Source organism: Photobacterium sp. HL06 (genome assembly GCF_059552575.1).
Map to the genome: position 1 here is coordinate 2,086,583 of NZ_CM183915.1, position 20,582 is coordinate 2,107,164.

At 43.9% G+C, this 20,582-nt stretch carries 21 protein-coding genes and 1 pseudogene; 8 read left to right on the forward strand and 14 right to left on the reverse strand.

From position 1 onward, the window contains the following. The first annotated feature begins 97 nt into the window (after window positions 1-97). Entirely contained in the window at window positions 98-559 is a 462-nt protein-coding gene (locus AC51G0_RS27165; RefSeq protein WP_496302678.1) for a TetR/AcrR family transcriptional regulator, read from the forward strand. A gap of 267 nt (window positions 560-826) precedes the next feature. Here the strand turns inward: AC51G0_RS27165 and AC51G0_RS27170 are convergent, their stop codons facing one another. The 3 genes from AC51G0_RS27170 to AC51G0_RS27180 all read right to left on the reverse strand — a co-directional run bounded on the left by AC51G0_RS27170 (window position 827) and on the right by AC51G0_RS27180 (window position 3,655). Continuing rightward, entirely contained in the window at window positions 827-1,642 is an 816-nt protein-coding gene (locus AC51G0_RS27170; RefSeq protein WP_496302679.1) for a DUF2797 domain-containing protein, read from the reverse strand. Window positions 1,643-2,413: 771 nt separating this feature from the next. After that, the gene (locus AC51G0_RS27175; protein WP_496302680.1) at window positions 2,414-2,890 is read right to left on the reverse strand and encodes a GyrI-like domain-containing protein; all 477 of its coding nucleotides are present in this window, start codon (window positions 2,888-2,890) and stop codon (window positions 2,414-2,416) included. A 237-nt stretch (window positions 2,891-3,127) separates the two neighbouring features. Next, window positions 3,128-3,655, reverse strand: a complete 528-nt coding sequence (locus AC51G0_RS27180) for a GNAT family N-acetyltransferase (protein WP_496302681.1) — start codon at window positions 3,653-3,655, stop codon at window positions 3,128-3,130. A gap of 616 nt (window positions 3,656-4,271) precedes the next feature. Here AC51G0_RS27180 and AC51G0_RS27185 point away from each other — a divergent pair. Further along, a complete protein-coding gene (locus AC51G0_RS27185) occupies window positions 4,272-4,487 on the forward strand; it encodes a hypothetical protein (RefSeq protein WP_496302683.1) in 216 nt (71 codons plus the stop codon). A 263-nt stretch (window positions 4,488-4,750) separates the two neighbouring features. Here AC51G0_RS27185 and AC51G0_RS27190 read toward each other — a convergent pair whose 3' ends face one another. After that, window positions 4,751-5,932, reverse strand: coding sequence for a M28 family metallopeptidase (locus AC51G0_RS27190; RefSeq protein ID WP_496302684.1), 1,182 nt, complete (start codon window positions 5,930-5,932; stop codon window positions 4,751-4,753). A 515-nt stretch (window positions 5,933-6,447) separates the two neighbouring features. Then, a complete protein-coding gene (locus AC51G0_RS27195; RefSeq protein ID WP_496302685.1) occupies window positions 6,448-6,723 on the reverse strand; it encodes a nickel-binding protein in 276 nt (91 codons plus the stop codon). 332 nt (window positions 6,724-7,055) lie between these two features. Between AC51G0_RS27195 and AC51G0_RS27200 the strand changes: the two genes are divergently transcribed. Then, entirely contained in the window at window positions 7,056-7,505 is a 450-nt protein-coding gene (locus AC51G0_RS27200) for a c-type cytochrome (protein ID WP_496302686.1), read from the forward strand. 79 nt (window positions 7,506-7,584) lie between these two features. Here AC51G0_RS27200 and AC51G0_RS27205 read toward each other — a convergent pair whose 3' ends face one another. From AC51G0_RS27205 to AC51G0_RS27220, 4 genes are all read right to left on the reverse strand, one after another. Further along, window positions 7,585-8,256, reverse strand: coding sequence for a cytochrome b/b6 domain-containing protein (locus AC51G0_RS27205; RefSeq protein WP_496302687.1), 672 nt, complete (start codon window positions 8,254-8,256; stop codon window positions 7,585-7,587). A 164-nt stretch (window positions 8,257-8,420) separates the two neighbouring features. Continuing rightward, complete coding sequence (locus AC51G0_RS27210) at window positions 8,421-10,802, reverse strand: fatty acid cis/trans isomerase (protein WP_496302688.1); 2,382 nt, start codon at window positions 10,800-10,802, stop codon at window positions 8,421-8,423. A 94-nt stretch (window positions 10,803-10,896) separates the two neighbouring features. Beyond that, window positions 10,897-12,180 carry a winged helix-turn-helix domain-containing protein gene (locus tag AC51G0_RS27215; RefSeq protein WP_496302689.1) on the reverse strand — a complete coding sequence of 428 codons (1,284 nt, stop codon included), beginning with the start codon at window positions 12,178-12,180 and terminating at the stop codon, window positions 10,897-10,899. A gap of 194 nt (window positions 12,181-12,374) precedes the next feature. Beyond that, window positions 12,375-12,827 carry a DUF3069 domain-containing protein gene (locus AC51G0_RS27220; RefSeq protein WP_496302690.1) on the reverse strand — a complete coding sequence of 151 codons (453 nt, stop codon included), beginning with the start codon at window positions 12,825-12,827 and terminating at the stop codon, window positions 12,375-12,377. A gap of 295 nt (window positions 12,828-13,122) precedes the next feature. On the opposite strand from AC51G0_RS27220, the gene AC51G0_RS27225 reads away from it, so the two are divergent. From AC51G0_RS27225 to AC51G0_RS27245, 5 genes are all read left to right on the forward strand, one after another. After that, entirely contained in the window at window positions 13,123-14,061 is a 939-nt protein-coding gene (locus AC51G0_RS27225) for a GGDEF domain-containing response regulator (protein ID WP_496304226.1), read from the forward strand. Window positions 14,062-14,273: 212 nt separating this feature from the next. After that, entirely contained in the window at window positions 14,274-14,942 is a 669-nt protein-coding gene (locus AC51G0_RS27230; RefSeq protein WP_496302691.1) for a YceH family protein, read from the forward strand. Between the two features lie 65 nt (window positions 14,943-15,007). Further along, window positions 15,008-15,349 (forward strand): GIY-YIG nuclease family protein, encoded by a 342-nt coding sequence (locus AC51G0_RS27235; RefSeq protein ID WP_496302692.1) that lies wholly within the window; start codon window positions 15,008-15,010, stop codon window positions 15,347-15,349. A gap of 211 nt (window positions 15,350-15,560) precedes the next feature. Then, a complete protein-coding gene (locus AC51G0_RS27240) occupies window positions 15,561-15,905 on the forward strand; it encodes a hypothetical protein (RefSeq protein WP_496302693.1) in 345 nt (114 codons plus the stop codon). Between the two features lie 61 nt (window positions 15,906-15,966). Further along, the gene (locus tag AC51G0_RS27245) at window positions 15,967-16,509 is read left to right on the forward strand and encodes a YaeQ family protein (protein ID WP_496302694.1); all 543 of its coding nucleotides are present in this window, start codon (window positions 15,967-15,969) and stop codon (window positions 16,507-16,509) included. Window positions 16,510-16,588: 79 nt separating this feature from the next. On the opposite strand, the gene AC51G0_RS27250 is transcribed toward AC51G0_RS27245, so the two are convergent. From AC51G0_RS27250 to AC51G0_RS27270, 5 genes and pseudogenes are all read right to left on the reverse strand, one after another. Then, window positions 16,589-17,257 carry a glutathione S-transferase family protein gene (locus AC51G0_RS27250; protein ID WP_496302695.1) on the reverse strand — a complete coding sequence of 223 codons (669 nt, stop codon included), beginning with the start codon at window positions 17,255-17,257 and terminating at the stop codon, window positions 16,589-16,591. A gap of 12 nt (window positions 17,258-17,269) precedes the next feature. Then, entirely contained in the window at window positions 17,270-17,881 is a 612-nt protein-coding gene (locus AC51G0_RS27255; protein WP_496302696.1) for a glutathione S-transferase, read from the reverse strand. A gap of 222 nt (window positions 17,882-18,103) precedes the next feature. Further along, a complete protein-coding gene (gene tenA, locus AC51G0_RS27260) occupies window positions 18,104-18,772 on the reverse strand; it encodes a thiaminase II (RefSeq protein ID WP_496302697.1) in 669 nt (222 codons plus the stop codon). A gap of 34 nt (window positions 18,773-18,806) precedes the next feature. Next, on the reverse strand, window positions 18,807-19,748 hold the full coding sequence (locus tag AC51G0_RS27265) for an ABC transporter substrate-binding protein (protein ID WP_496302698.1): 942 nt from the start codon (window positions 19,746-19,748) through the stop codon (window positions 18,807-18,809). Between the two features lie 76 nt (window positions 19,749-19,824). Continuing rightward, a pseudogene (locus AC51G0_RS27270) lies at window positions 19,825-20,550 on the reverse strand (ABC transporter permease); the annotation flags it as partial. Between the last annotated feature and the right edge of the window lie 32 nt (window positions 20,551-20,582).

Sequence of the window (20,582 nt, forward strand, 5' to 3'; positions counted from 1 at the left end):
CTAGCAAATCAAAAATCAGAACCGTTACAACATGTCATCGGAAAGCTGTCCGGTGGGATTTTTGTTGATGTAATAAAAAATATAGAGTCAACTCATTATGCCAAAGCGTAGTAAAGAAGATACAGAGATTACCATCCAGAAGATCATGGATGCCGTTGTTGATCAGATCCTAACACTGGGTTATGACAAAATGTCATACACCACCCTGAGCAAACAGACGGGAATTTCACGAACTGGTATTAGCCATCACTTTCCCAAAAAACAAGATTTTGCTAATGCGTTAGACGGTCGTATTTTTCGCCTGTTCGTTGAGATGCTTGATCTAGATAACGGTCTTGATGGGTTTGTGAGTAGCTGGCTGGCTGCGCTTGATAATGAAAAATTCCGTGCGACTCTGCGTTTGCTATTCCACCATATTGCAGCAGCTGAAATTACGAATGAGTTTGCCAAGCATGGTATTGAACGCCTGTATGCAATGTGTAAGGAACGTTTTGGTGAAGGTAGTGAGAAAGAGCTTGAGTGGCTGCTTGGGAAATCATTGATCAGCCTAGTGAAATAATGGTCTTAGTGAATTGCAAAACAGCCTCTGAAGAGTAATGCCGATCAGTTAAGACAGAAATGATCAGTTGAACGATCCTTTTAGGTTGTCAGAATCCGAGTCTATTCATACACTCGGATTTTTTATGCGCGTTTCTCAAGCTCTCGATGTCATCAACTACTGGAAATCAAGGCCACAACGATATGCTAGAAATAAAAATGCCGCTCACCTTAAGTGAACGGCATTAGGTAATATCGACTTTTCAATTCATTAACTTGAAGAATATAACTACAGTGTTTCGACCGTTATTTCATAACTGGTGAATTTGCGGATATTGATCACCCCGGTATCGAAGATCAGGTATTGGCCCTTAATACCGAGCAATGTTCCTTCAACGACAGGCTCTTTATCAAAGTTGTGTGGGCTAATTTTTGTCGGGTACTGGGTGACTGGATACTGGATATTTACCAGCTCCTCATCGAGCCGTTCGACGGCATCCTCCCCGTAGAGCGCTAATAGTTCATTGATCCGTGATTCGATAGCAGGCAGTAAACGCTCCGCTTCTGCTCTCAGGTCAATGTCTTCATTAGCGCCTTTTAGCATTGCACGCCAGTTTGTTTTATCAGCCACCATCTCGGCAAGGGCTATTTCAACCAGCCCAGATAATTGCCGTGTCTTTACTTTTAGTATTGCCAGCGCCTGTGTTGCCCCTTGATCTATCCAACGAGTTGGTAGCTGGGTATGGCGGGTGATACCAACTTTTAAGCCTGATGTATTTGATAGATAGACATAGTGGGGCACCATACAATGCGTATCACCCCATTCAGGCTCTCGACACGTCCCTTTTGCATAGTGGCAAGTCTCTGGTTTCATGATACACATGTCGCAGCGGGCCAGCTTTTTCATGCATGGGTAGCAATGTCCCTGGGAGTAACTTTTCTTTGTTTTCTTTCCGCAGGCATCACAAAAGATATTGCCGGTGTGAGTTAGCTTCAGCACCTTGCCAATCAAAGGGTTTAAAGGCACCAAATCATCGCCGACAGGAAGTTGGTACTCGACCACTTCACCTAGGGTAGATTTCATTTTACTCAGTGTTCCTAACATTGCATCCTCTTGAAGTTGTTATATTTATTTTAGTTATATATTTAAATGGGGCAGGTTTGATAAGCGTTACTGCGGCGGCTCCCACAGCGCTCCTGATTGATTTCAGATAGGTTAACCAAAAATTCTCTCTGTGGATACATACTACTGATGACTATTGTGCTCTTAACACTTCAATAGCCGGGGCTAAGAGCGAAATCGAACGGGGGCCTGCTCTTGTCTTGGGCTCTTTATAGACATGTTGCGGAGTAACACTTCGACATACGTGAATGGTTCCTTATTCTAAGTCTATATCTTCCCAAGCTAGCGCACATAGTTCATCATGACGAAGACCTGTATACAACGCTATAGTCTATAGGTTGATCTCCTGGGGAAGTGCGTGACGAATCAAGCGAGTAAACTCATCCACCTCTAATGGATCAGGTTCTGTTTGTTCTTTTTCAATGGCTTTATATAGCGAAAGGGATTGGTGTCAAAATAACCAGCTCGCATGGCGAACTCGAAGACTTCCTGCAATTGCATCATATAGTGGCTCACAGTGCTGGCTTTACGGGTGGTATAAATATTATTACTTTGCTTTCGGTGGTTGTTTTTTAGTAGATCAGCCTGAAGCTTTTAGGCAGTTGCATGGGTTATGCTGTAGTGTTCTGTCAATGGGTTAGGGGAGTTTGGTTGGGGAATTGGCTATCTTTGGTGTAATGATGAACGGTTGGTGGGGCAGTAACGCAATGCTTAAGCAGTAGTATTGCGTCGCTCTTGAAGGCCTACTTATACCTATTTTTCTATGATTGGTACATAGATCTCCAAAATGGATTCTGGACTTTCTGGGCCCTTAAATCTTTCATCATACTTCTCAAAATCAAACGGTCCCGCTGCGATATATTCAGAATTGGGTAGCCACTCTCGGTATATATAACCAAAGGTTTCTCCCAACTTAGGGCCAATAGCCCCGTGATATTCGAATACAGCGTACTTAGACTTTGGAAGATAGAGTGTTTCCATGCCGTTTGGGGTAATGATGCCTGTTTTACTTTCAACTCCGGCAGTGTATTTCCATATGCCTTTTTGCATAAGCTCTCTGTCATAAGATTGAACCCCATAAGAAACCTTTTGGCCGCTTGTGGTATCAATTTCATGACAACGCTCAAATAGCTTAGGCCAAGTTCTTCCAAACTCGCCTGATTGAGGGGAGGCTATTACTTGAACGCCAGTAACCTGAAGCTCATTTAGCTCGATGATTTTAGGTTTCATAAATTTTCCTTAGTACCATAGAGTGGTTACAAAACATGATTTTATTTCAGCGAGTTTGGGTTGGGAAATGTGTCATGTCACATCTTTGATGTGACAAATGTCAATTTTAGTATGAAATCAACTTAATGGACTATATATCACTGTCTGTATAACGCCACTTCCAAGCTGTTTCTTGTATTCGCTCATGGATTCGTTAAACGACATCATTCTTGAACTCCTTGACGTAGCTGTATTAGGTTACCTAGCTAAACTGGCATGATCTGACTTTAGCATTGAAAAGAAATACTCATCCCACCACACACCGTTATCCCTAGGAAAACATTGTCGGAAATGACCTTCTCTCACCATACCTAACTTTCTCATTAAGCGATACGACGGTAGATTCTCTGGCTGGCAAGTAGCGACTACTCGGTGAAGCTTTAGTTGGGTAAATCCATAATTGAGTATCGCGTTAGCGGCCTCATAACCATAGCCTTGGCCCTGGAACCTTGGGTTGATGATCCAGCCAACTTCATAGGTATGATTGCCAAACCAAGGATAAAACTCAACGTGGCCAATTAATGTTTGGCAGGACTTGTCTATCACTGGGAATGCTTTAGCTTTATCCCCTGAATTGTTCGCTATAAAGTGAACGACTTGGTCAGTTGAGAGTTGGCCGCCACCTAAGTAAAAGGTGGCTACGCCATCTGTCATATACTCAAGCACTGCTTCATAATCAGCTGATTTAAACTTACGAACTTGAAGGCGAGACGTCTCTAGCATCATTTAATTATCTCCCTTTAACCAAACATCTGAGACTAACGTTCAGTACTCAATATCAAACTACTGAAATTAACATGTAACCTTGATGCTAGTTTAGTTCGAAAAACGAAGTTTGATGCGGGGTAAGATGTGACGAAGCCCCAAAGATGGAGATAGTTGGGTGAATTGAATTCGAGACTTACCAAAATGGCCACCACTAAGAACTGCTCCGGAGTGCCACAATCAATGCAATTAGCGCTCTTTGCGTATCTTCCGGCAGCTCATCAATAAGCCTCAGAATTCCTCTGGTACTAATCGAACTTAACTGCTCTTCCATGGAGAGCAACAGCACATCGATATTTCATCATTTTAGGGCGTGATTTTGAGGAGGTCTGGGGCGGTCAAAATGGGGCTATTTGTGCACTTAACACTCTTAGCGGTACAAGGCAGTGTATTATGGCTGGATATGCAATTTGTGATCAGCGAAACAATTTGCAAATTGTTTTTTTGTAAATTCAAAAATAAATACTAATAAATCATCATGTTAACATGGTTTATGATAGTGTGATCTCAAAGGCATACGAGCCTTGATCGTGTAATTAAGTGTTCTGAACTCATATCTTCAAAGGGAGATATAAAGATGACTTACTCTGTTCTTAAAATAAAGTGTGAAGAGTGCAAAAGAAATATTCCAGCGTACAAAGATGGTATAGTGGATATATTAACTGACTACGAGATAACTTGCCCTAAGTGTAAAAAGCAGACAGTTTTCCGTGGTAAACCGGCATCTCTTGAAGCAAAAGCTCCTAAAGGGGCAACTCCAATTTTAAGTCTTGAGAAAGAAATGGCCTGTTGAGTATCTTGCTAAAATGTAAAGGCGGCATAATGCCGCTTTTATGTGGCTTTACGCAGCCACTGAAGTCTTAAGCCCTCTTGGTGATTAGAAGTAAGTGTCGTTGGATAAAGATTAATGGGAGATGAAGAAGTTGATTGGTAGGTTTAACCAGAACTACGACAAATTGTCGAGCGAGATTATTTAAATAAATTGGTACGGAGTCTTTTCTACTACAAGCGCCACTCTGTAATAATAAGTAGAATGGCGCTATGCATGGGCCTTTATTACTGAATATTGATGTACTTGCCGTTGGTCAATAACTCAATAACGATATTTACGTTATCGCTCACTTGTTTTGTTACACGGCCAGGGAACGCTTCCTCTAGCTTATCCAACTTGTCAAATTCAGTATGCCAAATTTTACCCCACTTAGTTTCCGTTGCTCGGTCACAAGCTGTCTTGGTATCAGAATTATAACAATCCCACATTTCCGGATTAGTGGTTTGCGAGTAACCATCGTATCCATACTTACCGTTAATATTAAAGTTAGTTGCTTCTACATAAGCAATAGGTATTCCAGCACAAGCAAAACCAGCGTGATCAGACCATGAGCCTGTCTCTCCTTCTGGATAACCTTCAAGTGCTGGATGGATAATATATTTATCATCCTCACCATTTACATCGATAGAAGCTTGTAACATGGCATCCCGGATTTTTGTCTCTTTATTGTAATTGGATTCGTTGAGCCTTAGAGATTCACAATACGATTTATACTCTGCATAGTCAGAATGGGCAGCATGAACATAAACGATATCTCCGCCTCCAACAGTGTCATAGTTAATCATAGCGATAACGTTATCTAGCTCGTCGTCGATAAGTGCATTTTTGACATAATGCAATGAGCCGTTCAGGCCATTCTCTTCGGCACCAGGGAATAATATACGGACATTATATGGCAGATCGGTTAGTTGGAGTTTTTCAGCAATTGCAATTGCGGCAGCAAGACCTGCGCCATTGTCTGTCGCGCCTAAAGAGCCATGGTCTGATCCTGTGGAGTCATAGTGCGCGGAAAGTACAATCGTTTTATCCTGTGCACCTTTCTTTTCAATAATATAATTGTTAGAAAAAAATGTGGTATCAACGTTATCCACTTTTTTGCTATAGCTAAAAGGCTGAACTGTCACATCGTAACCAAACCCTGTTAGCTTATCGTATATCCACATACCTGTTTCAATTTCTTGTTGTGTACTTGCTTCACGAGCTCCTATACCCTGAGTTTCGTCGGCAATTTCGACCAAGTAACCCATAGCTTTAGCACCATAATCAATCTGTTCGCCAGCGTTATCGTTATCAACTTTTCCATTAGTGCTTTCGTTATCAATATTTGTATTGTTGTTATCACTATTACAACCTGCGAGAGTAAGTGCTATCACTAATGCGGAGTAGCAAAATATTCCATTTTTCATGATCATACCTCTTAATAATATTGGTTATTGGTTATTGGTTATTGGTTATTGGTTATTGGTTATTGGTTATTGGTTATTTTCTGGCTATTATCATCATTATTTTTTATCTAACTGTGATATTCATCTTCTTTTGATTTAAGAGTTATTTTTTATTATTAATGTGTGTAAGGTGTCACTTTTTTGATTGTTTGCTCTATTTTTGGTTTTTTATTTTCTTTGAAAGAATATTCATTGATTATTCAATCTGTGGAAATAATATAAAGAGCAGTAATTAATAAAGGAGTTTTTTATTACTTCATTTACATCAGAGTCAGTCTTTAAGTTGTATGCACTTTGGCAATCAATAGAAATAAAAAAATGACGGACTACCTGATTCTGTTCCGACGTGGGTCATTGAGGGCTTAAGTTAATTCAAGGCAACAATTAGAGGTTAAGGAAGGAGCTGTTGATAGAAAGAGCTAGAGAGGCACACGGCCTCCCTAAGCCCATGGGAACATATCCCCTCTGAGTTTCCGTTATCCACGAGTTGATTTCACCTCACGGACCCACTCACACTTGATTCCAGCCTTCTCATGATGCTTATGGATCGCTTCAGCGTTCGGGGCTTCCAGTACACAATAAATTTTGTTGTCCTTTTCGCTGAACAGGATGTCGTGATGAGTGACCCCGAACTCATCTGGTGGCGCATTCTGTAACTTGTTCAGCTCGTCCGCTGTGAATGGCTCCATAGGATGGGTATCAATGAACTTCGGCATGGTTGTGACCTCATCCCGCCTGGATAATATGCACACATCGATCGCCTTGAGGCGGGAAATGAAAGGCGCTCGATTTTAGCTTCCTTGTTGCCGATTTCCATTACAACAACTATAGAAAGGATAAGTCATATAAGCGACTTGGATCCGTTAATCTCCGCCGTTGCTGGAAAGCGATGTATCGTTGATCCCTTTGGCTTTCAACGTGCGCCTGATTGTGATGAGGGATGCATATCTTTCTGCCAGGTCTGAACTGGAATTCTGTCGGTTACAGTATTGTAAATGTTTGTAAGTTGTGGGTTGTTTATGTTTACTAAGCTTTGCGTGTTGGTATCATTTTTAGCCAATAACAACAACGAGATGGAAAAATAATGATGAAGAAAGTACTACTCGGCAGTGTGATGTTAGTGGCAACCAGCGTGTCGGCCACTCCATTCGAAAAACCAGAAGATGCCATTCACTATCGCCAGTCGGCCTTTTCCATGATAGCAACAAACTTTGGTGACATGGCCGATATGGTAAAAGGCCGTAAAGACTGGGATCAAGCGGTATTCAGCCAGCGTGCGCAATTTATCTCTCAACTGTCGCTAATGCCTGAGGAAGCCTTTAAAGTTCAAGGTTCTGAAAAAGGTGATACAAAAGCTAAACCTGAAATTTGGACTGACTGGAACGGTTTTACAGTGAAGTTGAATAAATTTCAGATAGATATGGCCCAGCTGGCAAAAGTATCTGTTGAGGGCGACGAACGTTCGACCAAGCGCGCGTTTGGGGTGGCGGCGAAAAACTGCAAATCATGCCATAGTGATTATAAATTCCGCTAACCGTCGTTTTCAAACAGTGAATAGCTTTGAAGGTAAAGTCGCCTGGCTTTACCTTTTGTGCATTTTAGCTTGATGAAAATTAAAATAAATAAGCCACAATATCTTGTGCAAAATAGATGTAGATAACACCACCTATAATTGCAAAGATCGCCCAGCCTACTAAACCGTTAATGAGTTTGGGGGCTATGCTTGCCGGAAGTACTTTACTGCCGCTGATCATAGGTTTGATCAGGTTCTCTTTCCTAACCAGGTAGAGAATGACAGCGCCAAGGTGGATTCCTATTGCAGCCAGAAGCAGGTTAAAGTTTATGGCATGGACTTGTGTCAGTAAGCTACTGACTTCGCCACTCACGTACAGGGCAAATGGTCCTTCAGACAAAATGTCATCGTTAGCAAATAAACCCGTAGTCAGTTGCACACTCAGTAAAAGGAAGAACATTAACACCATGTAGCCGCCTGCCGGATTGTGCCCAGGGTGTTGCTTTGTGCTGTTGTCTTTCTGGCGCAAAGATTTAAAGTAGCTAATCACAGTAGACGGCGAGTGAATGAAATGGCGAAATTGGGCTGTCTCACTTCCTATTACTCCCCAAATTAGTCGGCTAAGCAGCAGCGCTAACAGCATGTAGGCAATCGTGAAATGCCAGTCCATCAAGCCTTCAGTTCCGGTATACCATAACCCAACGACAGAGCCAGCCTGTAACCAGTGGTAGCCTCGTACAAAACTATCCCAGATCGGAGTTGGTGTATTCATTGCTTACATCCTGTGTGATTGTTAATTGAGTGTGATTATCTTTACAGAATTAGCAATGCCATACCATGTTAGTTAAGCTATCTTTTCAAACATTTACAATTGAATTAAAGCAGCAGAAGAAAACTAAGCCTGCATGATGCAGGCTTTCTGTTAATAGGATGCCGTTAACGGTTTTCTAGTCGGTTATAGTCCAGTAGCCCGGCTTCAATAGGGTAGTTTTCCTGATATAGCTGGTTGAGCTTGTCACTGAAAGACCAAAAGTCGGCACTGGTGCGACGAACCGCATATTTATCGAGTAGCCCACGGTAGTCTCGTTCGGTCTGGACGCCCTGTATCTGAGCTGCGAGCTGCGGCAGCTGTGATTCCTGCACATGCCAAAAGGCCCCTGGGTAGCTACCAAGCAGGCCTTTCACTAAGGTCATATCATCGTTCGCAAACTGACGGTTCGACTCCTCATTGAACAGGCTTGAAATGTTCTTGTGGGCACTATTTCTCACCAGAGTGAACAGTTGCGGCTGTAAATTATGATTGGTTGGTTCAACCATAATAAAAGTTAGCTCAGGAAACAGGGTTGCTTGTTCGCCTTTTAGCTGGCCGATAGAATTAAGTGCGGCAATTCCCGCAGGAGCTAATTGAGCGTTGGATAGCGCATAGCGGTTTGAATTTGCAGTGCTCAGTTGAACTTGCAATAGATCTAGCAGTTCTTTTTTGGGGTTATCAGTGCTGAAAGTAATGCCTGTTGGTTGGTTAAACGCATTGATATCACCTTGTAAGAACTGGTTAAGCTGCAGGTTTGAGTCTTGGTACCAGTTAGCCAGTTCTTGGCGTCTGATTTCAGTTGGCAATAAAGATAGGAAGTTGGATTCACCCTCCATGCGAAGGAAGTCCATGTACATACGAGTTATAAGCTGGTGGCCAAAGTTGCCATAGACATCAAAACCGGCCACTAGTAAATAATGAATACGCTCGAGCAATGAATAATCAAGTACCCAGGCTGTTTTAGGGTGGTTTCCTACAAGCCCTTTCGCGACAGTCGCACTGTCGAAATGACGGAAGATGGTTAACGTGGCATTGTCGTTGCTGCCGTCTCCGTTCCAAATCAGATCGGTAGTGAGGTGCTCGCCATTTTCGAATGCCTTGTTCATCAACTCATTTTTTGCACGTAGGAAGCGCCCCTGCTGGTTGGCATAAGAGATCCAGTTAGCAAGCGGCAGGGTGTTGCTTTCATTTTCAGCCGGTAGGCGAAGGTTGTGTGCCTGCGAGTCATAGAAGCTGTTAACACTCGGAAGGTTAGCCATATCGGGATCAACGAAGAAAACCCAGAATCTGTCGTTAATTACATTTAAGGCTAGCTGGCCGCGACAAACCGGTCCTTTGATAAAGCCCATAATGGTATTTTGTGCATTATCAATCATAAAGCGGTAACGGGCATTTACCGGCAGCTGACTGAATGACATTAAAGGGTTGGCTGCAAGATCTGGCTCATAACCTGGCAGGGCAGAGACAGTATATTCAGGTTCGAAAAAGAGTTCGTCCAGCCTCGCCATTTTCTCATCGCTTAGGGCATAAGGCATATGGGTTTTATCAACGATGGTTTCGCGCACTTGAATAAACCGGTAGTAAACACGATCAACGCCTGGATCATCAAACGGGCGTCGGGTTGCTATGAGTTCAACTGGCTTGTCTGGTGCGGTTACTGAGCGGACTAATTTAAAGAAGACCGGATGTTCTTCGCCAGAAAAATAAAGGTTCGATACAAATAGGTGTTCATACAGATACCGGCTAACAAGTTGCTCTTTCAACGAATTGCCATTTAAAAATGTTTCCCATTCGCTAATTTTTGCTTTAATGGCTGCAGACGGTGGTTCAACACCCGTCATCGGTGCACCTGCAGCCAGCCACTCCATCAATGTGTCATTCTCGTTCTGCGCAATTTGAGGTAATCCGTAAGGCATCCCCCATTTAGGGTACTCCTGCTCAAATTGGTCCATTTCTTCAATCGTAGGGCATTGCTGGTCCCGATCCAGAGAAAAATCCCAGTTGTCAGGATCGAGGACGGTATTTGTTGGCAATGGGTGAGCTTGTTTGAGCTGAAGCATTCTGGCCATAACTCCAGCCTGAGTATTGGCTTCCGGTGATTGATCTCGCTCGTTCAAAACAGGGGTAAAGCCTTTTTCACGCCATTGAGCTGTTGTTTGAGCATCAATAAACATTCGGGTTGTATTGGCAGCCAGGAGGCGAGTGCCTTCATACACTTTGTCTTTGTTCGCGCCACGATCGACGCCCTCAGCGGAAGATAGCTTAAGCTGGCAAGGTGCGTCGTAACAGGCATGGCAAACGACGCAGCGATTTTCGATGATTGGTTTAACTTCAGTTAAGTAGCGCTGAGCGACAGGGGTTGTAGTCGGTAACATACGTTCTCTAGGCTCAGGCATGCCATAGAGTTGATCATAGTTATAACCGGCATAAACGGCACAACCGGAAAACACGAGAGTGATTAGGATCACTATCACTCGTTTACTGTGTTTTAAAAAGGGTAAGCTCATGAAAAAAATTATAATTAGAAGACATTAGTACATTGTATAGGTTGCCTATTCTGCATAACAAGTTCTTAGTTTAACAATGTTAATTGCTGCATAGCTATTTAGGCCCAGGTGTATAGCGCTTGTAATCAAACAGTTTAGTATTTTCGACACTGTTATGAATCCAATATATACCTACATTGGGATAAAAGATTAAATCCAAGTACGGCTGCTGGTACAGAAGGTAGCTATAAACAATACGCTTAGCTTTAAAATCTTCCCTCATTCTAGCTTCGGTTATCAAGGCCGTTGATTTCTCTTCGTCAAATATATCATTAGGTTGATAAGCCCAGTGAAACATATCCGGCCTGAGTTGAGCCGTGGCGATAAAAGGTGAATCATTTTCAATAATAGATAAGGTGGCTGATCGTATTGACAGCGCATGATATAAGTCAGTGTCTTTCTCTGTAATGAAGGACATATAAGAGTAGTTTAAATCGCCAGATTCATCTTTAGAAATATAGTGGTGTACGATCTTTGATTGAACACCTGAACCATCAAGGTAGTTCATGAACACTTGTGAGGTTGGCTCCCGTGCTAACTCTGTTTGGATAACCGGATCGCTCCGGTAAGCTTTAGCTTTGGAGATAAGGAAGTTTGAAAAAAGCTCCCAATCTTGATACCCAAAGCTGTAAGAAAAATCAGTATTTGGCAGACAGGTGTGGCTTTCATCGACACGGCACCAGGCAATTGAGTAGATCTCGTCACCTTTAAAAGCAAAAATCTTTAAGTGTTGGATGGAAGGAGGGTTTACCTGCTGGGTGTGTTGCTGGTAAGCACGATTAAGCTGTTGGTTCAGATCGTCCAAATCTTGCAGGTTAGTCGCAATAGTAGTCAGCGTGTTACTTCCCAATATCTCTGTATTGGTTAGATAAGGAACTTGTTCTGGGTGTTTATAATGATTTAACCAGAAATAAGTGCCGATACTTACCGCGATAAGTGAAAAAACAAAGGCTAAAAAGAGAAGGGGGTTGATGGCCGGTAGTTTGATTCTATTTTTCGTGTCTGAGTCTAAGGGGGACTCTATTCGCTCAAACTGGGAGATCTGGTAACCTACACGAGGCAGTGTTTCGATTACGTCCCCTTTTCGCCTTTCCTGTAGTTTGACCCGTAGTGCACGTATCACCTGAAATAATGAGGCCTCGGTAACAATTCGATCAGGCCAGCCCGCCTGAAGTAATTCGTTTTTTGTCACAGGGCGGTGGTAATTGGCTATCAGAAAAGCCAGGATATTTTGTTCTGAAAGGTTAAGCTTTTGGGTTGAATCTGGAGATTTGATGATGCCTAGGCTTGGAATGAAGTAAACTTCAGTTCGAAATTTAATCTGTTCATGGCTTGACATTCATACCTCTGATCACTCAAGACAAAGTGCAACTATTCCCTTTAAGAATCAATAGTTCTGAAGGGTATCTATGGTGGTTACTTGTGATTTCACGACGAAAAGTAAGTCTACCATGAAAAATGAAAAAGAGGAGGTTGGAAAGGTAATTCGATAGATATAGGGAGGTTGAAACCTCCCTATGGGGATCTGCAAGATTATTTCTTGAAGATTTCCTGGAACTCACGTTTCATTGGTGGATTACGGCGTGCTTTCTTTAGCTGCTTACACATGTCTTTCACGCAGTTGTGAAGCACTTTATCCAGCATGACTGCTTTGTAGTCCGTGTATTCTTCTTCGGTCATATCATCAGGTTTTTGTGATTCCTGCATTTCACCAAGGAAGTCAACACCTGAATAGCTCTGGCTAAGAGCAATTAGCGCGTGAAACTGCTCAAAGTTATCTAGTACATTCTGTGCACTTGCTGGTAGTTGATTCCATGCTTCGTGAGATGTTGGTTCAGATGCTTTATAAACGTTGATTAGCATGTCCAGTAGTTCTTCTGGTACTTCTTCAAACTCAACAACTTGGCGTAGTTCTGGTGAACAATCATCTAGAGTAAATTTCACTTCTTCAATGATCTGTTCTTCTTTGTTTTCGATTTCAGACATAGCTATTTCCTACAGCATGAATAGTTAAGGAGGGGAATCCTATAGCCCTACGTATAAAAGTCAACTTTTCTCCGCTCAACCATAAGTTAGGCGTACTTCTCCTAGTTAACCTGGATAATATATCTTCTGATCTGCAATGAAATGCCAGTTATGTTTCAAAACTTGCTAGCAAAGTCACGTTCGTTCTTATGTGGTGAAATTATGCTCATATTAACGCTAGGTTAATCGCTCAGCTATGCTATAAATAAAGACAGTACAAATGTTTCTATATCAACAGGATGCTTTCATGGAAGCAATGCGTATCTTACTGGTCGATGATGTTCACTTAGAGCGAATGCAGCTCGCAATGAGGTTGCAGCGCTTAGGTCATATTGTAGAAGCTGTTGGTTCAGGGTATGAAGCAATTGAGAAATATCCGCTGTTTGACCCCGATTTAGTGCTGCTTGATGTCAGTATGCCGGACATGAGTGGTACTGAGGTTGCTGAACAGATTCGACTTAAACACCCCGATTGGGTACCGATTATTTTCCTCAGTGGTCATGATGAGCCTGAAATGATTGCTCAGGCAATCGATATGGGGGGTGATGATTACCTGGTGAAACCTGTTAATAAGATGGTGTTGGTCTCCAAGCTGAAAGCGATGCAGCGTATCGCTCATATGCGACATAAGCTAAAGGAGGCCTCGGTGCAGCTGGAGCTAGCGAATGAGCGCTTGTCGCAACAGGTCAATGAAGATGGCTTAACCAAGTTGGCCAATCGTCGCTATCTTGACCAAAAGCTTGCCGAGTTTATTTCATGGCATGGACGCAATAATTTCTCATTAACGATTATTATGATTGATGTCGATCATTTTAAACCTTTCAATGACTATTATGGTCACCTTGAAGGCGATCGTTGCCTGCAGGCAATGGCTAAAGAACTTAAACAAACATTCAGCCGCGCTGGTGAACTGGCTGCTCGTTATGGCGGTGAAGAGTTTGTGGTATTGCTTAGCCATTGTGATAAGACCAAGGCGGTGAGAGAGTGTGAACGGCTGAAAGCCAGCATTCAGGCGTTGGAAATCCCTCATGCAAAATCAACAACGTCAAATGTGGTGACTGTGAGCCAAGGAATGGTGTCTTGGATCCCGACCGGCCTTGAAACAGTTGAAAATATGTATGAAATTGTTGATAAGGTGCTGTACAAAGCAAAAGAGCAGGGACGTAACCGTTTCGTTGTCGCTGAGTTTACCTAAGTCCTCCTCTTGGCGACCGCTGAAATGGTATGACTTCGCAAGATTGAAAGCTAATTGATTGATTTTCCAACAGTCGGTTCGACCAACGCTTGTTGTTCGGGCAAGGCATGCTAATCTCCCTACAGGTCAGTGCTGATTCCAGTCTTTGCTATCGCAGCAATACCAGAGACTGGAATCAGTATTGGTATCAAATAAAAGGGTGAGGGAAGATCATGGATATTTGCTTTTCGCAGAATGAAGCGCGTGTGGTTGGTTGTTTTCTTGAGAAAGAAGTCACCACTCCGGATCAATACCCATTAACATTGAATGCACTGACGACGGCGTGTAACCAGAAGAGTAATCGAGAACCTGTAATGTCGTTGGATGAAGCGACAGTACTGGATACAATCGAAGAGTTAAAATCTAAACGGGTTATTCAAGAAGTTACCGCGGGGTCTGGCAGTCGGGTAGCGAAGTACCAGCACCGATTCTGCAACACCGAGTTCAGTACTTTGCAGTTTACTAAGCAGGAGAAAGCTGCGATCTGCGTGATGCTGCTACGAGGGCCGCAATCACCGGGTGAGATTCGTACGCGCACCAATCGTCTTTGTGATTTAGCCGATGTGAAAGAAGCTGAAGCGGTGTTAAACGGATTGGCAGAGCATGCCAAAGGTCCTTACGTCGTGAAGTTACCGCGAGAGGCTGGTAAACGAGATTGTCGCTATATGCACTTGTTCAGTGGTGAAATTGATTTAGAAGCGCTTGCAGAGCAAGCTGTTGCTCCCGTTGCTGGTGGCTCGTCACCAACCTCTGCGCGAGTAGCAAAACTCGAAGAAGAGGTTGCTACAATGAAACAAGAAATAGCGGAGCTAAAAGAACTTCTTGAGTCACTGACTTCTTGAATAAAACTAGCCAGCAGTAGAATGCGTAACAGAATAACGGCTCAGCTTTGGCTGGGCTTTTTTATATGATGATGAAAAGTAAAGATAAACCTATCCCTACGATAGAAGTGGCTGAAACAACGAGTAAGAAAACGGTGAAATGGTCGGTCTACTTGATCAGAACAGTCTCAAACCATCTTTACTGTGGGGTGACGACAGACGTCGAGCGCCGGTTGAACGAACATCGAGGTAACAAGAAAGGGGCAAAGTACTTGAAAGGAAAAGGCCCGTTAACCCTCGCATGGGCTGAACTGGTGGGAGATAAAAAAACAGCTATGCGGTTGGAGTATAAAATTAAAAAGTTATCGAAGGCGAAAAAAGAATCAATTGTGAGTGGTTCTTTGAAATTGGATTCCCTGTCGGAATAAAACAATGTTTTAACGGTGGGGGACAGATCACGAAAAACGATAAGCACAAAATAGGCAATCACGTATTATTGGGACAATTGTGAGTCTGATAGGTTGTTTGACAGTGTTCAATAGAGCGTGGTGTCTTGTATTTTCGTTGTTATTTACGTCAGCTACGGCTGAAGCGTCTGAAGTGACAGCTTCCTCGTATCCCGGAGCCCCAAGAGATGCGATGAAGGATAAGTTAGTCGGCATTTATACAACGTTCCAGTTAAAAGATGCCATGATCCGTGGCTGTAATCGACTTGAGAGTAGTATTAGCACCGATGTCAAAGCCGCCTTTGATGATTATGCCAAGGTCGCCCGTGATTATATCTTGGAAGGAAAGAGGTTGTTGAACGAAGAACTACCGGCTGTAGAAGTGATTGAGTGGAAAACATCATTGGCCAATGCTGGGCAGCACTATCAGCAAAAATTCAATCAGCTGCCTTTGGCGGAACTAAAGCAAGAATGCCAGCAACTGGCAAGAGAAATGACCACCATTAACCAGCAAGTTATTGCTTTGAAAAGCCAATAGAAATTGAACTCTTGTCTTATTCTTACTACACTTCAGGCATCTTAAACCCAGGTATTTTGTTATGGCACAGAAAGCCACCATTTATAAGGCCCAGTTCAATGTTGCAGATCTGGACCGTCATGTTTACATTGATAAATCTCACACATTGGCATGCCACCCATCAGAGACGCTTCAGAGATTAATGCTCCGTCTTGTCGCTTGGGGGCTAAATGCAGATGAAGAGCTGCAATTTACCAAAGGGTTGTCTGACACCGATGAGCCAGATCTCTGGACAAAGAGCCTCAGTGATGAAATTGAACTTTGGATCGAGTTAGGTTTACCGGAAGAGAAGCGAATTCGCAAGGCCTCTCACCGTTCTAAGCAAGTCATTATTTTTGCTTACGGCGATAATGCGGCACCAGTATGGTGGCAGCAGAACAAAAGTAAGATCACTCAATATGACAACGTATCGGTAGTGTATATCAGTGATACTACACTCGCTGAGCTTGAAGAAATGATAGAGCGTACTATGCAGCTACAGCTGACTATCGAGGGCGATCAAGGCTGGTTGAGCTCTGGGGACAGTAGTTGCAATATTGTTCCTGATTGGTGGCACCGCGCCTAAACAAGAATGCTAGCGCTAACTCATTTTTCAAAAGGTAATCTCGAACTGAGATTACCTTTTTTTGTCATGTTAGCTTTCGCTAACGTGTAACCATTTTTCGGATCTCTTTTGCCTGCTCTTCGTCACTTAATTCGGATGGTGGAGGGACAACTATCCCTATCTGGCAGGCAGGGCGCTCAGCGAGTTCATTTAGCCATCGCAGAAGGTGCTCTAAACCATCGATGTCGATACCACTCCACTCGTGAATACGTACCCATGGCCAGGTTGCGATATCGGCAATGGTGTATTCGTCACCAGCAAGGTAGGCATGTTTCGCTAGCTGACTGTCCATGACTTCAAACAGGCGGCGTCCTTCGTGTTGATACCTCTCAATTGCTGAAGGTATCGTTTCTGGGAAATAGCGATAGAAAACATTTGCCTGTCCCATCATTGGCCCTACGCCACCCATTTGGAACATAAGCCACTGCATAACCTGTGATCGCTTGTTGGGATCTTCTGGTAGAAATTTACCCGTTTTTTCAGCTAGGTACAGTAAGATTGCACCAGATTCGAAAACGGCGAAATTGTCGTTATCGGTGTCAATAATCGCAGGAATTCGTCCGTTTGGATTAATGGCGATGAATTCCGGTTGTTTTTGTTCTGCTTCCATTAAATCCAGTGCATGAACACGGTATTCAAGTCCCATCTCTTCCAGTGCAATTGAGATCTTGTGGCCATTTGGGGTTGCTGCTGTATATAGTTCGATCATGGTTAACTCCATTTAGCCTTTCATCGACGGGCGTTGGCTAACAAGCTGATACCATCTATTTAGATTAGGCGAGGTATCATCAATATTGATTTCGAGGTTCTTCATAAAATCACACATAATGACAGCGGTAATATCAGCAATGGTGAATTTATCACCCGCGAGATAAGGGGTAACTGCCAGCTGGCTCTCTAGGGTTGGTAAGAATTCGATCAAACGCTGGCGGGATTCTTCCCCCCATTCTGATATACAGCGTTCGCGATCCTTGTAGATGCCGGAGATATTGCGAAATGCTTGCATTGCGACCAATAGCCCACGCAGTTCAACAAGGCGCTGCCACATTTCAACTTGTGCTTTTTCAAGTGCCGTATCACCAAAGAGCGAGTGTTCGGTCGGGTATGCTTCATCAAAGTAGCGGCAAATAGCGATAGACTCACAAATGGTTGTTCCGTCATCCAGTTCAAGTACCGGGATCTGCCCATTTAAACTTTTTGCTTTAAAGTCATCGCTTAGGTTTTCGCCACCACGGAGATCCACCTGCTGGCGTTCAACCTCGATTCCTTTTTCGGCTAAAAAGACACTGACACGACGGGCACTTGGTGCAGGCCCCAATTCGTAGATTCTCATGGAATTCCCGTTATATGAATGACTGTTAAGTTTAAAATCTAAGCAATAACGGAACGATCAGCCAGGTATATTTTGAGCTCTTTTCCAAAAAGGCTATAAAAGTGTAGGCAAGGCGAGGCAATATACCTTGATTGATGATGCAATATCGGGGCTACTGATGACGCTAGAGGCTCAGGAAATGTCAGGCTCCCGCTGAGCAGGAGCCTGATAGCATCGCTGGGATTAGTTATCTGAGGCGTTTAGGCCTTGCTGCCAAAAAGCGACTTCCATTCGTGTTGCCGTTTTGAATATTTCGCACAGGCGTTGCCCACGCAGGCTGTTTAAGGGAATTTCAGCCAGCATATCATCAAGACGCTCAATGGTTTCCTCTACACCTGACTGGAACTCTTCGCCACTATATAGCTCAATCCAGCTACGGTAGGGGTTGTCTTCAAGCTGTGTCTCCGCCGAGTTGATGAGCTGAGTGCCAATAACAGCATAGCCAATTGCACAAGGTGCAAGCGCAGCAAAGAGATCGACACGATCCCCGGCCATGCCGGTATCCAGTACATAGCGGGTATAACTTACCGTACCGAAATCTTCAGGCTCGCCTTCCATATCAGATTCGGTTAGCCCCCATTTTGAACAATACTCAATATGGTGGGTCATTTCGGTATCTAGTAACGCGGTTAGACTAGGCAGCGGCTCGCGCATTTCTGCCAGGGTACGAGATTTAAAAATTGCCAGCGCATAGGCGCGGGCATAATGCTTCAGGAATAAAAAATCCTGCTTCAGGTAGTGAAGGTAGGCGCTCTTGTTCAATTCACCGGTTGCCAGCTGGGTAACAAAGCTGTGCTCCGTGTAATCTTGCCAGTCCTGCTGGCAAGCTTTGATTAAGTCTTGATGGTTCACGTCAGTTCCTTGATAAATCTTATGAAGGCAGGGATCAGTATGTCAGCACGTAATCTTTGGCCTGAGGCAGCGATTTGATGATGTTGTGCTTTTTCATGAATTCGGCGTATTCATCGTAACGCTTCAATTCAACGGCACCAGGACGAAGGGCAAAACGGGTAAGGGTATCTTCCCAGGCATTACGGTTCAGCTCGTTGTTTAATGTATCGGGCGAATACGCGACAAACTCCTGCCATGCTTTTTCCGGGTGGTTAATCAGGTATACGGTCGCCTTCTCGATAGCACTGTTGAACTTTGTAACCGTTTCTGGATTGTACTTGTGCTTGTTGGCGACAAAAATCAATTCGTCATAAGGAGGTACACCGTGCTCTTCCGGGTAAAATGCGGTTGCTTTGTAGCCCTCAAGCTCTAGCTGGTTTAGCTCAAAGTTTCTCAAGCCCCCCCAGATAGCATCCACTTTTCCTGAAGCGAGTGACGAAGACAGCGCCCAGCCAACATTGATGATTTTTACGTTGTCCATGCTGACATTGGCAGAATCAAGCATCGTACCGATGGTAGCATCCTCGCTGCCGCCAATGGCGACACCAATTTGTTTGTCTTTGAGATCGGCCAGGCTTTTGATCCCAGACTTATCTAGTACGATCAAAGAGTTTAACGGGCCTGAAATCAGGGTGGCAGAGCGAACTACCGGCAGCCCAGCTGCAGTGCTCGAAATTAGGGTGCTTTGATAAGACACAGCCATATCAATTTTACCTGCGGCAACTAGTTTGTCTGGAATGCTTGGATCAGCTGGCTCCTGAATATCAATGTCGAGCCCTTGTTCGGCAAACCAGCCTTTTTCCTGGGCCAGAATGATAGGGCCGTGGTTTGGGTTGACGAACCAGTCCAGCATTAGGGTCACTTTCTCTGCGGCCGCACTGAATGAAGCGGCGGATAGGGAAAGGGCAGCAAAGCCATGTAGTAAGTGCTTTTTCATTAATGATTCCTGTTAGTCTCTTGTTATCGTTATTGTCTATAGAGCCTGAGGTAGCAGGCTCTGTTGGGGGGAAGTGTTATTTGCTTTGCCAGGGGATTGCTTTTTTTAGCAATACATCAGCAATGAAATAGAGGCTGACAGAAAACAGTGCCAGGATGAAAAGGGCGGCAAACATTTCGTCAACAAACATGCGGGCATTCGCTTGTAGCATTAAATAGCCAAGACCTTCACTTGATCCTACCCACTCGCCAATAACCGCGCCGATAGGAGCAACAACCACGGCTACTCTAATACCGGATGCCAAGGCGGGCAGGGCGGCAGGTAGCCTAATTTGCCATAGTAGCTGCCAGCGTGTTGCACCCATGGTTTTAGCAAGATCCAGGTAACCCGCAGGCGTCTGGCGAAGACCGTCATAACAACATGTCGTCACTGGGAAGAAGATGATCAGGGCGGCCATTACGACTTTTGACGCGATACCATAGCCAAGCCAAAGCATCAGAATTGGTGCGATTGCAAACACCGGAATTGCTTGGCTGGTGATTAGAATAGGCAACAGCCAGCGTCGCAGTGGGGCAAACAGCAACATTTGCAATGCGAAAAACAGCCCCATAAACAGTCCAAGTAACAGTCCAAGAATGACCTCTGAGCTAGTAACAAGAGTATGGTGCCATAGGACATCATATCGCTCGATGAGCTTGCTAAATACGGCGAGAGGACTAGGCAGTATGAATGGTGGCATGTCAAAGAACACGACTGCCGTCTGCCATAATCCCAAAATCACACAAAAGCTAATGAGGATGCGCAATGCACTCCTTGGTAGCCCTCGGTGTTTCT